Source organism: Flexivirga meconopsidis, assembly GCF_026162425.1.
Taxonomy (GTDB): Bacteria; Actinomycetota; Actinomycetes; order Actinomycetales; family Dermatophilaceae; genus Flexivirga; species Flexivirga meconopsidis.
Window position 1 is genome coordinate 1 of record NZ_JAOBQJ010000002.1, and the last position, 12,354, is coordinate 12,354.

Consider the following 12,354-nt stretch of genomic DNA (forward strand, 5'->3'; position numbering starts at 1 on the left):
AGGTCGCGTCCCTGCCGGCTCCTCGTTGCTGTTGTTCACGTCCTGCAGTGTCATGCGTTACTACTCCGGTCCCGCCCCAACCATGGGGCGTGTCACGGACCAGAAACACCGAAATTGCGATAGTCCCAACCCGGCCAATTGCACGGCGAGATCGCGGGGTTGAGGAACAACGGAACAGTGGTTAGCGGTAGCCGCGATTGGGCGGAGGGTGGCAGCTCGCCTGTGTGGTGGTGGCCGGGGGGTCTACCGTCGTGATTCATGCCGGTGGAGTTCCTCAGCGATGAGCAGGTTGCCGCGTACGGGTGTTTCGTCGGGAGCCCGTCGCGGGCTGAGGTCGAGCGGTTCTTCTACCTTGATGACGCCGATCGGGATCTGATTGCGCGCCGTCGATCAGATTCGCAGCGTCTGGGCTTCGCGGTGCAGTTGGGCACGCTGCGTTCGGTGGGCCGCTTCTTGGAGGATCCGCTGCTGGTGCCGTGGGCTGCGGTCGAGCTTGTGGCCGAGCAGCTGGGGATCGATGATCCGTCGTGCGTGAAGAAGTACGCCCAGCGACCTCAGACGGCGTACGAGCACTCCTGGGAGATCCGCGATGCGTATGGCTACCGCACGTTCGAGGATCAGGCCGTGGCACAGGAGTTCGCGCGGTTCCTCGCGGGTCGTGCGTGGACGCAGGCTGAGGGGCCGGTTGCCTTGTTCGATCAGGCGGTGGCGTGGCTGCGGCGGCGCCGGGTGCTGCTGCCGGGGGTGAGTGTGCTGACCCGGCAGGTGGCTTCGGCCCGCGAGAACGCCGAGGTTCGGTTGCACACGGTGATGGCGGAGTCGGCGTCTCGCGCGGATGCGGGTTTGCCCCGGCGGCTGGTGGACTTGTTGAAGGTTCCGGAGGGGTCGCGGCTCTCGGTGTTGGAGGAGTTGCGTCGCTCGCCGCGCCGCAGCTCGGGCCCGGAAATGGTGCGGGCGTTGTAGCGTGCCGAGCAGATCGCGCAGCTGGGGGTGGGTCTGGTCGAGGTGGCGGACCTCCCGGCCAACCGGCTGCAGGCGCTGGCCCGGACTGGCCTGGGCAGCAAGGCCACCGCGCTGGCGCGCCTGAGTGAGCCGAAGCGGACCGCGACCCTGGTCGCGGTGGTCGCTCATTTGGAGGCGACCGCGGTCGATGACACGTTAGATCTGTTCGCGTTGCTGATGGCCACCCGGCTGTTCAGTCCGGCCCGGCGCGCCTCGGCCGAGCAGCGGCTTGCCGGGTTGCCGCGCCTGGAGAAGGCGTCCAGGACGATCGCCCGGGCCGGCCGGGCGCTGCTGGAACAGCTCGCGGCAGCTGAAGCCTCGACCGGGCCTGTTGACGTCGCGTCGTTGTGGTCGGCCCTGGAGGCGGTCGCGCCACGCATCGTGGTGGCCGAGGCGATCGAGATTGTCGAGGAGCTGGTACCCGACGATGGCGGATCGGCCGAGGCGGCGATGCGTGCCGCGCTTGCCGGCCGGTACAACACGGTGCGCCCGTTCCTGAACCTGCTGGGTGAGTCGGTGGCGTTGCAGGCCGCGCCCGGTGGTGAACGGATCCTGGCGGCGGTCCGCAGGCTGCCGGAGCTGGCTCGTCGTCGGGTGACACAGAAACCGTTGGAACAGAATGAGATTGACGCTGACCTGGTCAGCCCGGCCTGGCAACGAGCGGTGCATCACGCGCCCGGTCTGCCGGACGGTTGCGTGGACCGGGACGCGTACGTGGTGTGCGTGCTGGAACAGCTGTACAGGGCGCTGGGCCGACGAGACGTGTTCGCTACACCCTCGCGCCGTTGGGCTGACCCGCGGGCTCTGCTGCTGGAAGGTGAGCGATGGGACGCGGTCAGTGCGGACGTACTGGCTGGCCTTGGCCTGACCGAACCGGCACCGGTGGTGCTCGCCCGCCAGCTGGTCACCCTGGACGCAGCGTGGAAGCAGACCGCTGCCCGCCTCGGTGAGGCCGGCGAGGACACCCGCGCCCGGGTCGTGGCCGGGCCGGATGGCCGGGCCCGGGTGCACGTCGATCACCTCGACGCGCTCGGCGAACCCGCCAGCCTCCGGTGGCTACGCAGCACGGCGCAGGCGATGCTGCCCCGGGTAGATCTGCCCGAGCTGCTGCTGGAGGTGCACGCCTGGACGGGGTTCCTTCACTCCTACACGCACCTGGTCGGGGCCTCGACCCGGGCCAAGGACCTGCCGGTCTCGGTGGCGGCGCTGCTGGTCGCCGAGGCCTGCAACGTGGGGCTGACTCCGGTGATCAAGCCCGGTGACGGCGCGTTGTCCCGTGCCCGGCTGGCGCACGTCGATCAGTACTACCTGCGCGCGGACAACCACGCCGCCGCCAACGCCGTCCTCATCGATGCGCAGGCCCAGGTCCCGATCGCCCGCGCCTGGGGCGGCGGGTTGCTGGCCTCGGTCGACGGGCTGCGTTTCGTGGTGCCGGTGCGCACGATCAACGCCGGGCCCTCGCCGAAGTACTTCGGGCACAAGCGCGGGATCACCTGGTTGAATGCGGTCAACGACCAGGTCGCCGGGATCGGGCAGATGGTGGTGCCGGGGACCCCACGGGACTCGCTGTTCATCCTGGATGCGCTGCTGAACCTGGACGCAGGACCGAAACCGGAGATCGTGACCACGGACAACGCCTCGTACAGCGACATGGTCTTTGGCCTGTTCGCGATCCTGGGTTACTGGTTCGCGCCGCGCTTCGCGGACCTGCCCGATCAGCGGTACTGGCGGGGGCCGCTGCCCGACCCGCTCCCCGCCGGCGTGGCGCTGTCGCCCGAGCAGTCCGCCATCGGCGACTACGGCCCGCTGGAGGAGATCGCCCGGCACACCATCAATGTGCGCAAGATCGAAACCCAGTGGCCGGACGTGCTGCGGGTGGCTGGGTCACTGGTCACCGATCAGGTGCGCGCCTACGACCTGGTGCGGATGTTCGGCCGCGACGGGCACCCTACCCCGCTGGGGCAGGCGTTTATCGAGTACGGCCGGATCGCCAAGACGCTGCATCTCCTGGCGCTGGTAGACCCGGTCGATGGGACCTATCAGCGGCGCATGAACCGCCAGCTGACGGTGCAGGAATCCCGGCACGCGCTGGCTCGCAAGATCTGCCACGGCAACCGCGGCCAGATCCGGCAGGCCTACCGCGAGGGCCAAGAAGACCAGCTCGCCGCACTCGGCCTGGTCCTGAACGCGGTCGTACTGTGGAACACCCGCTACCTCGACGCCGTCGTCGAGCAGCTGCGCGACGACGGCCACCCGGTGCGCGAGGAAGACATCGCCCGGCTCTCTCCGCTCGGATACGCACACCTCAACTGTTTGGGCCGTTACGCCTTCACCAGCCAGCCGCCTGCCGGGCTACGACCCCTGCGCGACCCGGACACACGCGACGGCGACGAGTCCTGATATCGCCCCGTAAGGGGATCCTCTATCGAGACTTGAACGTCCGAGGTCGTCAGGCGAACTGCTCGATGCGGCGTTCAGCAGCAGGCCGGGGGCTGGGAGGTGAACTGGTTCGCGGCCATGCCCTGGCCCAAGGCGAACGCGTCTGTGATGGGCAGGACGGTCGCGCCGGGATGTTCGGCGAGCCACGGGGCGGCGGCCTCTGGGGAGGCGAAGAAATGGACTTCGTTGCAGAAGGAAGTGCGGACGGCGGAGACGTCATCTGGGGTGACGATAGAGACGACGGCGTCGGCTGGGGTGATGTCGAAGACATGGTCGGGACTGACGGTCAGCCGGACGGGTTCCCCTGTGGCGTGGCAGGAGGAGGTGACGTGCGCGGTGCGGCCAATCAGGGCCGGGAAGATGAGGGTGTCCAGCGCGCACCAGGTATAGAGGCGGGTGCCCTGTACCTCGAAGCGATGGGCCGTGGGGGTGAGCGTGATGCCCATGCCGATCACTCGGGCCTGCGCGTCCAGTTCGATGCTGGGCAGGTTCGGCAGCGCTGCGTGTATCTGTGCTACGGATCGGCCGGTGGCCGCGGCGAGCTGTTCTGCGCTGACGGGTTGCCCGGCGGTTAGCAGTTCAGCAGCGGCTGGGTCAGGGTGCGCAGATCGGCCGTGGAGCCGGTGCGGTCGAAGGCCGCGTCGAGCCGGGCGCTGAGTTGTTCGACCTGAGACGTCATCACGGACGGTCCTTTCACATGTACCTATTTGCTTTAACGGATATGAGCATAGTACAGTTATATCCGTTGAAGCGAATAGGAAATTTGAGGGGTGATCTTGTGACAAGCACATCCGATCTGGGTCTGGCGTTCCTGCCGGAGACTGATAGCGGGGTGGAGATGGTGGCCAAGTTTTTCCGGGCGCTGGCTGACCCGACGCGGCTGCGGCTGCTGGAGTTCCTGCTCGCCGAGGAACACACCGTCAGTGACTGTGTCGGGTTCGTCGGCTTGTCCCAAGGCCGCGTGTCCAGCCACCTCGCATGTCTGGCCGACTGCGGTTACGTCCAGCTCCGCCGGGAGGGTCGCTACGCCCACTACAAGGTGGTCGACCCGCGGGTGGCTGACTTGGTGATGTTGGCGCGGTCGTTGGCCGCGGACAACGCCGCAGCGTTGGCGGCATGCGTGCGGATCCCGGCCGCGTCAGAACAACGGGAAGTGCAGTGATGAACGAGCCTCGTCAGTCGTCGTCGGCTGGTATGTTCGCGATGCTCGGGGTTGCTGGTGTGGTGGTGCTGTGCTGTGCCGGCCCGGCGCTGCTGGCTGGTGGTGCGCTGGCGGTAACCGGTGGGGCGGTGCGCAGCCCGTGGCTGATTGCCGCCGGCGTGGTGCTCGTGGTGGCCGCTGCGGGCTTCACTCTCGCGCGCCACCACCGCCGCAGCGTCCACGGCGGTGCTGCCGGCTCGGATGAGTGCTGCCCGCCGCACACCCGCACCAAGGCCGGTGGGGACAACTTCCCGACGCACCCTGTGGACGAACCCTCCAATCTCGTGGAAAAGAGGACACGGTGAACCGCAGGAGCAGCATGACTCGCCGCGCCAGTGCCGGGCTCGTCATGCTCGCCGCGGGAGCAGTCCTTACCGGGTGCGGCGCCACGTCGACCGCAAGCAGCCCCCAGACCCCGTCAGCTGCGGCGGGGCCACATTCCGGCGCGGCCCCGGCGGTGAGCACCGCCCTGAGGACTATCAACGGTTCGACGGTGCGCGTGCCCAGCAGCAAACCCAGCGTGCTGGTGTTCATCTCGATCAGCTGCGCGGACTGTTCGGCCGCGGCGAAGGCTGTCGCGCAGGCCTCCCGCACCAGCGGTGACAAAGCCACCTTCCTGGCCGTGGACCTCGACCCCGGGGTGGCGCCCCGGGACCTGAGCGGGTTCCTCAGCTCGGTCAACGCGAAGAACCTGCCGTCCGTGGTCGATGAGAAGGCGGCCCTGACCGGCAAGTACCAGGTCTCCGCGTTGAGCAGCGTGATCGTCATCAACCCGGCCGGCAAAGTCACCTACCGCGCGGTCAACCCCACCGCGAACGCGATCACCGCCGCGGTCGCGCACTCATCGTGAACGGGCTGCTCACGCTCGCCTTCACCGGCGGCCTACTCGCCCCCCTCAACCCGTGCGGGTTCGCGCTGCTACCGGCCTACCTCACCCACACCCTTGCCGATCAGCCTGACGCGCCGCTGAGCCGCCGGCTCGGTCATGCCCTGGGCGTGGGGACAGCCCTGGCGCTCGGGTTCGCCGCGACTCTGGCCACCGCAGGCCTAGCGATCAGCGCCGGCGCGCATCAGCTGATCCGCGCCGCCCCGTGGCTCGGATTCGGGGTCGGACTCCTGTTGATCATCCTGGGGCTGGTCGGATTCATCGGCCGCGGACCGCAACTGCGGCTTCGACTGCCAACCCTCGGTGACCCGGGCGCGCACACCGGTATCGCCCGGTGGGCGCTGTTCGGAGTCGGCTACGCCGCGGCGTCGCTGGCCTGCACCTTCGGAGTGCTGCTGGCCGTGATCGCCCAAGCCCAGGCCACCACCGGCTTCGTTGGGCAACTCGGGGTGTTTGCCGCATACGCCGCCGGTTCCATCGCACTGCTGCTGGTGCTGTCCGCCGCAGCGGCACTCACCGGCGCCGCGCTGACCCGCTGGGTCCGGGCCCTGGCCCGCCAACAGGCCCGGATCACCGCAGGCCTGCTGGTGATCACCGGCGCCTACGTGGCGGTGTACTGGTGGCCGGCGGTCACCGGCCGGGCCCGGGTCGGCCACGGGCTGCCCAGCATCGACCGGTGGTCCGCAGCTACGTCGACCTGGCTGCAAGCCCACACCGGCCAGGCCGCCGTGACGGCCGGGGTGGCCCTTGCCCTCGTCCTGGCTGTCGCCGTGGCGGCCCGCGCCAGCCGGAACAACAGCCACGTTGCTGGCGATCGTTGCACGGTCGAGGGTCACACCGTCGAATCGGTAGAGGAGGACTGCTGCGCCCCCGCGCCGGCGCCCAGCGCCTCAGCCCCGAACACCGCACGGGACCCCGGTGACGCAGGTGAGCGTCGCCGAATGGGATCTGACTCCCACCCCGTTAGCTACACCCGCCGCCGGGCACGCAACTGGAAAGAAGGGCACTACGAATGACTGACACCGAATATGACCTGGTAGTGGTGGGATCCGGCGGAGCGGCGATGAGCGCCGCGATCAGCGCCCGCCAGGCCGACAAGACCGTTCTGCTGGTCGACGCCGGCACTCTCGGGGGCACCTGCGTCAATGTCGGCTGCGTCCCCAGCAAGACCCTGCTGCACATCTCCGGCCACCGCGCCGCCGCGGCTGCAAACCCCTACGCCGGGGCGCCCACCTCCGCCGGGCCGGTGGACCTGGCAGCCCTCATCAGCCAGAAGGACGAGCTGGTCGCGCACTTGCGGCAGGGCAAGTACGCCGCGGTCGCTGATGCCTACGGCTTCGAAGTCCGCTCCGGGACCGCCGCGTTCGACCAGGACGGCGTGTTCACCGTCGACGGGCGCCCCCTCCCTGCTGCCGCGGTCCTGCTGGCCACCGGCGCCGAACCTCAGCGCCCGGATCTGCCCGGGCTGGAGGATGTCAGCTACCTGACCTCGACCACGGCCATGGAGCTCACCGAGCTGCCCGAGTCGCTGCTGGTCATCGGCGGCGGTTACGTCGGCATGGAACAAGCCCAGCTGTTCGCCGGCCTGGGCGTGAAAGTCACCCTGCTGGGGCGGCTGGCCCCGGCTGCGGAACCGGAACTTCGGCAGGTGATGCGCGAGGCTTTCACCCGCGACGGCATCCGCCTCGTGGAACACCGCGCCCGCGCGGTCGAGGCCGTCGCGGCGGGCGTGACCGTAGTGAGTGACACCGGCCTACGGATCAGCGCCGCCCAGGTGCTGATCGCGACCGGGCGCACCCCGCGGACCTCGGCACTGAACCTGACCGCGGCAGGGGTGAAGACAGACGAGCGTGGCTTCATCGTCGTTGATGAGCATCAGCGCACCTCCAACCCGGCCGTCTTCGCCGCCGGCGATGTCACCGGCGGCCCGCAGTACGTCTACGTCGCCGCCGCGCAAGGCCGGGTCGCGGCGGCCAACGCCTTCGGCGCCACTGATCACGTCGACTACACCGGGCTGCCAGCGGTCATGTTCACCCGACCGCAGCTGGCCTCAGCCGGGCTGAGCAAACAGCAGGCCCTGGACGCCGGCTACACGTGCGCCTGCCGCACCCTGGCTTTGGCCGACGTACCCCGGGCGCTGGTCAACTTCGACACCCTGGGCGCGGTGAAGCTGGTCGCCGACGCCACCACCGGTCGCCTCCTCGGTGTGCACGCCGCGGCCGAGGGCGCCGGTGAGCTGATGCTCGCCGCCACCTACGCGATCAAGACCGGGATGACTGTGCATCAGATGGCCGACGCGTGGGCGCCCTACTTGACGATGGCTGAAAGCCTGCGCGTCGCCGCGAAGCTGTTTGAGCCGGGCGAGCAACTGCCCACCTCCTGCTGCGCCTAACCCATAGCCCAGCATCCACGGCCCAGCACCCGCGCTGGCGCCACCCGACCCTCGCGTCGGCCACCACCCGCGCCCGCTAGCAACCGCCAGCGCGACCAGCACCGAGGAGACCGCTAGACATGACTGAATCATTTGATGCCATCGTGATCGGAACCGGACCGGCCGGGGAATCCGCGGCCGGCCGGCTCCACGCCGGCGGTCAACGGGTGGCCGTAGTCGAAGCCGAGTTAATCGGCGGGGAATGCGCCTACTGGGCGTGCATCCCGTCCAAGACGCTGCTGCGGGCCCCGGAAGTCCACACTGAGGCCGAGCGGGCCCAAGGCGTCAGCACCCCGGAGCTGGACTGGGCCGATTTGCGCGACTACCGCGACTACATGGTCCGCCACCTCGATGACACCGACCAAGTGCAGGGCTACGCCGATCGGGGCGTCACCGTCATCAAAGGCCACGCCACGTTCACCGGCCCCCGCACGATCACCGTCGCCGGTCGGGAGCTGAGCGCGGACAACATCGTCATCGCCACCGGCAGCGAACCCATCATCCCGCCCATCGACGGACTCGATGACGTGCCGGTGTGGACCAACCGGGAAGCGACCACCCTCACCGACATCCCCGCCCGCGCGCTGATCATCGGCGGCAGCGCCGTCGGCGTCGAACTGGCCACCTTCCTGGCCCGGTTCGGCACCCAGGTCAGCATCGTGCAATCAGCAGACCGGATCCTGGACCGCGAAGACCCACGCGTCGGCGAACTCGTCGCCGCGCAGCTGAGCGAGGCCGGTGTCGCGATCCACACCTCCCGCACCGCTCGCCAGGCCCGCCGAGAAGGCGGCGACACCGTCGTCACCATCGATGACGGCACCCAGTTGCGGGTTGACGTCATCATCATCGGCGCCGGCCGCCGCCCTCGCACCGCCGACCTTGACCTGCAGGCAACCGGCATCACCGTCGATGAGCGCGGCGCCATCCCCGTCGACGGCTCGTGCCGCGCCGGCGAGGGTCTGTGGGCGGTCGGCGACGTCACCGCCGTCATGCCCTTCACCCACGTGGGCATGTACCAAGCCCGGGTCGCGGTCGACGCCATCCTCGGCCACACCCACACCGCCCGCTACGACGGCATCCCCCGCGTCGTATTCGGGGACCCCGAAATCGCGGCCGTCGGCATCACCGCCGCCGCCGCACAGGCCGCCGGCCACGACATCCTCACCGCCGAACTCGACCTCGCCGACAGCATCGCCCGCCCATGGACGTACGAGAAGCAACCACGCGGCACCCTCGGCCTCGTCGCCGACGCCACCGAGCAGCGCCTCCTCGGCGCCTACGCCGTCGCCCCACTCGCCAGCGAATGGATCCACCAAGCCGCACTGGCCATCCGCGTCGGAATCCCGCTGGACGCGCTCCGCGACCAGGTCGCCCAATTCCCCACCTACAGCGAGGCCTACCTCGCCGCGATCGAAGCGCTGGCGTAGCTGCACTGCGCCGCCCAGCTAACGCTCCGGTTCAAGCTTCGGTAGATGTGGCTCACGGCAGATGCTTACCCAGCCAGCGCAGCGGCTTGCCGATGACCCGATTGTGATGCCACCCGTGCTCCATACCGTGAGCGCGCAGCCTTCGAAACGCATCCCGCGCGCGGACAGCCGGCCCCGTCTTGGCCTGATCTTCCAACTCCCAAGCCCAGGTGTGTAGCGAATGGGCGCATCGGGTGCACACCGTCACCTCAGGATGATTGCCGAGGTGCACGAACCGATCTGGGTCTTCGACCACGCCACAGCACCAGCACTCCGACCTGCCCGCTGAGGGATCCTGCAGCTCTGTCTGTGCTGTCATCAAGCGCTCCTCATCGTCGAGCCGGCTTCGGTGTCGAGGGAATCCAGTATTGCGCGGTCACTCGCCATCAATCACGTCTGGACCCGTTAGCGAGTCGCTCGGACAGATACGACGAGACCGGCCGGGCGAGCTGGCCAGAGGCATGTTCCGGGCTCCCGGTCAGTCGCCGCAACAGGAACCCTCAACGGAACACATCCCAGTGGATCCGCGATGCCGTCGATTTCGCAGAGCCCCAGCGATCAGTCAATCCCGTAAGACCCGCCCGATTTAATGCCCGGTGAAGGCCGCTCAACCGGTACAGTCACCGGATGGCCAGAATGCTCGTCGGGTACGCCCGCTGCTCCACCGACGACCAGGACCTCACCGCCCAACGCAACGCGCTCGAGGCCCTCGGGGTACAGCCGGAACGGATCTACGTCGACCACGGCCTGACCGGCACCAACCGAGCTCGACCCGGGCTACGCGAGGCCCTGGCCGCATGCCACACCGGCGACACCCTCGTCGTGACCAAACTGGACCGGCTCGCCCGGTCCTTGACCGACGCCCGCAACATCGTCGAAGAACTCACCGCCGCCGAGGTCAAGCTGAACATCGGCGGCTCCGTGCACGACCCGACGGACCCCGTCGGCCGGCTGCTGTTCAACGTTCTGGCGATGATTGCTGAGTTTGAGTCGGACCTAATTCGGATGCGCACCAGGGAAGGGATGAAGGTCGCCAAGGCCAAGGGCCGGCTGCGGGGCAAGGAACCCAAGCTCAAGGCCGCCCAGGAGGCGCACCTGGTTGAGCTGTGGCGCGGTGGCAAGCACACCTCGGCCGAGCTGGCCGACTTGTTCAATGTGGGCCGCTCCACCGTCTACCGCGCGGTCAAACGCGCCGGAGAACCCGAAGGCAGTCCGTCAGACGACTGACGTCATCACCCCGTACGAATCAGTTTGATTGCGGCTGGTGACAGCACCGTTACCAGCCGCCGCAGGCAGCGGCTACCGCTAACCACTGTTCCGTTGTTCCTCGACCCCGGATCGGCGTACGACAACGCGACCAGATCCTCCAGCAAAGGATCCAGCCTGCGGGGATCTTCCACCCTCCCGGTCAGCCACTCGTGCGCGACCTGGAAGTGTCCCTTACCCGGCTGCATTGCCGAACTCTGATGATCGTGATGTGCCATGGGCTTCCCCCCCCTCAATGGAAATTGTCATACCGGGCACTCCTTATCGGTGGCGCCGGCGTCACATCCATGTGCCGGTGCGCCCGCGCGGTCGCGCGCCATCGATCAACTGCAGGTTGTCCGCGTGCTTCCCCTCGGCCTCGCGCCGGCACATACCGCCGATCGTTGCGCTGCGCGTCTGCGCGACTTGTTCCGATGTGTCGACGGCGCTGGCTGTGGTCTCGGCCGACGCGATCGCCGCGGCCAGCATCCGCCGGGCGCCAGAATCGTCCGTCTCGGTGACCTTGGTGCCTTTGTCCCACCGGTCCTGCTCGGGTACCGGCATGCCGACGTCGGCATGCCGGTAGAGCGCATTCTCTGCCGCCCGCAACACCCTGACGTCCTCAAGCGCGCGCTCGTGCTCGTGCGTAATGCGGGCTTGCACCACCAGATCTACGGCCTCGGCGCTGATCCCGGCGTCGGCGAGGATCTGCAGCTGTTCGGCTTCGTCGGGCTGCGGAGCGAGTCCGCCGAGATCAAAGACTCCGCGGCCGCCCATCACCGGCCACCTCCCGAGCCGTTGCCACCAACTCGTGCTGACCGTGCCTCAGTCACGGTGAACCTGATGCCCGGCCAGCCACCGGACGGGAAGACATACCGGGTACCGCTGTCGTCGACGACGGTAAGCGTTCCGTTGGCGTCGTAGCCCTGCGACAACGCAGCCGGGTCCAGGAGCTCGAGCCGACCGGAGTACCGGGAGAACAGCACCACGTCGCGTCGTTCCAGTCGCAGGGCGTGCCCGTCCAGACGGTCCACGGTCACCGGACCGATGCCCGGCACCAACAGCGCTAGGTGCGTCACCACGTCCTGCGTCGGCTTCTCGACGTCACCCGGGTCAAATGGCCCTTTTCCCTGGCCGGCGCTGACGTTCATCGCCCACCTCCAATAGCGTCCACGTCGTCCTCGTGTTCGGGTTCCGGTTCGTTCGCAGGCTGTGCCATGGTGCCGAGCTCCAATGTCGATCAGGGTCTGGCCTGGCGATCGGGTCGCAGGTCAGGCCATCGTCTGTGCTGGGTGTGACGTCATTTGCCATGCTCGCCGCGTCGAGCTTCAGGCATTCCGGTCGGGTTCGACGACCAGCACCTCGAGTGGGTCGCCAACGTTGTACTCACTCAGCGTCTCTTTGATGCACCGCAATGAGGTCGCCCGATCAAGGCCGCCCGACCCTGCCCCGATCAGTGGCATCGCGATGCGCTGCATCCGGTAGATGCTTGCCGCCCGGATGGCCGAGTGAACCGATGTTTGGATGGTGGCCTCGGTGGCTCTCCATCGGAGGTTGAGTCCGGCCACGTGGATGAGCTTCAGGTCTGTGCTCAGCTCGCCCGCATCGGTGACCACGCACCCGCCGGAGAGAAGCAATCCGGCGCCGGCGAGCTGCTTCCCATGGTCCTGTCCCGGTATGTCGC

11 protein-coding genes and 1 pseudogene are annotated in these 12,354 nt (G+C 68.4%); 8 read left to right on the top strand and 4 right to left on the bottom strand.

What is annotated here, in order from left to right:
* The first annotated feature begins 258 nt into the window (after positions 1-258).
* Positions 259-3,402 (top strand): annotated as a pseudogene (locus tag N2M23_RS05390) (Tn3 family transposase).
* 74 nt (positions 3,403-3,476) lie between these two features.
* Here N2M23_RS05390 and merB read toward each other — a convergent pair.
* Entirely contained in the window at positions 3,477-4,019 is a 543-nt protein-coding gene (gene merB / locus N2M23_RS05395) for an organomercurial lyase MerB (RefSeq protein WP_265445083.1), read from the bottom strand.
* 200 nt (positions 4,020-4,219) lie between these two features.
* Between merB and N2M23_RS05400 the strand changes: the two genes are divergently transcribed.
* The 7 genes from N2M23_RS05400 (at position 4,220) to N2M23_RS05430 (ending at position 10,652) form a co-directional block, all read left to right on the top strand.
* Positions 4,220-4,603: an ArsR/SmtB family transcription factor gene (locus tag N2M23_RS05400; protein ID WP_265443906.1), complete on the top strand. Its 384-nt coding sequence runs from the start codon at positions 4,220-4,222 to the stop codon at positions 4,601-4,603.
* Positions 4,603-4,947, top strand: a complete 345-nt coding sequence (locus N2M23_RS05405; RefSeq protein ID WP_265443907.1) for a hypothetical protein — start codon at positions 4,603-4,605, stop codon at positions 4,945-4,947. The genes N2M23_RS05400 and N2M23_RS05405 overlap by 1 nt, the downstream gene beginning before the upstream one ends.
* Before the next feature lie 188 nt (positions 4,948-5,135).
* Complete coding sequence (locus N2M23_RS05410; protein WP_265443908.1) at positions 5,136-5,492, top strand: TlpA family protein disulfide reductase; 357 nt, start codon at positions 5,136-5,138, stop codon at positions 5,490-5,492.
* Positions 5,489-6,544: a cytochrome c biogenesis CcdA family protein gene (locus tag N2M23_RS05415; protein WP_265443909.1), complete on the top strand. Its 1,056-nt coding sequence runs from the start codon at positions 5,489-5,491 to the stop codon at positions 6,542-6,544. The genes N2M23_RS05410 and N2M23_RS05415 overlap by 4 nt, the downstream gene beginning before the upstream one ends.
* Complete coding sequence (merA, locus tag N2M23_RS05420; RefSeq protein ID WP_171155186.1) at positions 6,541-7,920, top strand: mercury(II) reductase; 1,380 nt, start codon at positions 6,541-6,543, stop codon at positions 7,918-7,920. The genes N2M23_RS05415 and merA overlap by 4 nt, the downstream gene beginning before the upstream one ends.
* A 119-nt stretch (positions 7,921-8,039) precedes the next feature.
* Positions 8,040-9,386, top strand: coding sequence for a dihydrolipoyl dehydrogenase family protein (locus tag N2M23_RS05425; protein ID WP_171155184.1), 1,347 nt, complete (start codon positions 8,040-8,042; stop codon positions 9,384-9,386).
* Positions 9,387-10,052: 666 nt separating this feature from the next.
* Positions 10,053-10,652, top strand: a complete 600-nt coding sequence (locus N2M23_RS05430; protein ID WP_171155180.1) for a recombinase family protein — start codon at positions 10,053-10,055, stop codon at positions 10,650-10,652.
* Between the two features lie 318 nt (positions 10,653-10,970).
* Here N2M23_RS05430 and N2M23_RS05435 read toward each other — a convergent pair whose 3' ends face one another.
* The 3 genes from N2M23_RS05435 to N2M23_RS05445 form a co-directional block, all read right to left on the bottom strand.
* Positions 10,971-11,447: a hypothetical protein gene (locus tag N2M23_RS05435; RefSeq protein WP_171155175.1), complete on the bottom strand. Its 477-nt coding sequence runs from the start codon at positions 11,445-11,447 to the stop codon at positions 10,971-10,973.
* Positions 11,447-11,821 carry a hypothetical protein gene (locus N2M23_RS05440; protein WP_171155173.1) on the bottom strand — a complete coding sequence of 125 codons (375 nt, stop codon included), beginning with the start codon at positions 11,819-11,821 and terminating at the stop codon, positions 11,447-11,449. The genes N2M23_RS05435 and N2M23_RS05440 overlap by 1 nt, the downstream gene beginning before the upstream one ends.
* Positions 11,822-11,998: 177 nt before the next feature.
* The gene (locus tag N2M23_RS05445) at positions 11,999-12,307 is read right to left on the bottom strand and encodes a macro domain-containing protein (RefSeq protein ID WP_246241811.1); all 309 of its coding nucleotides are present in this window, start codon (positions 12,305-12,307) and stop codon (positions 11,999-12,001) included.
* Between the last annotated feature and the right edge of the window lie 47 nt (positions 12,308-12,354).

What these genes read in the sequence shown, in the direction of transcription:
- N2M23_RS05405 (WP_265443907.1), top strand. Translation starts at nt 4,603, where the DNA reads ATGAACGAGCCTCGTCAGTCGTCGTCGGCTGGTATGTTCGCGATGCTC.
- merA (WP_171155186.1), top strand. Translation starts at nt 6,541, where the DNA reads ATGACTGACACCGAATATGACCTGGTAGTGGTGGGATCCGGCGGAGCG.
- N2M23_RS05425 (WP_171155184.1), top strand. Translation starts at nt 8,040, where the DNA reads ATGACTGAATCATTTGATGCCATCGTGATCGGAACCGGACCGGCCGGG.
- N2M23_RS05430 (WP_171155180.1), top strand. Translation starts at nt 10,053, where the DNA reads ATGGCCAGAATGCTCGTCGGGTACGCCCGCTGCTCCACCGACGACCAG.
- N2M23_RS05435 (WP_171155175.1), bottom strand. Translation starts at nt 11,447, where the DNA reads ATGGGCGGCCGCGGAGTCTTTGATCTCGGCGGACTCGCTCCGCAGCCC.
- N2M23_RS05440 (WP_171155173.1), bottom strand. Translation starts at nt 11,821, where the DNA reads ATGAACGTCAGCGCCGGCCAGGGAAAAGGGCCATTTGACCCGGGTGAC.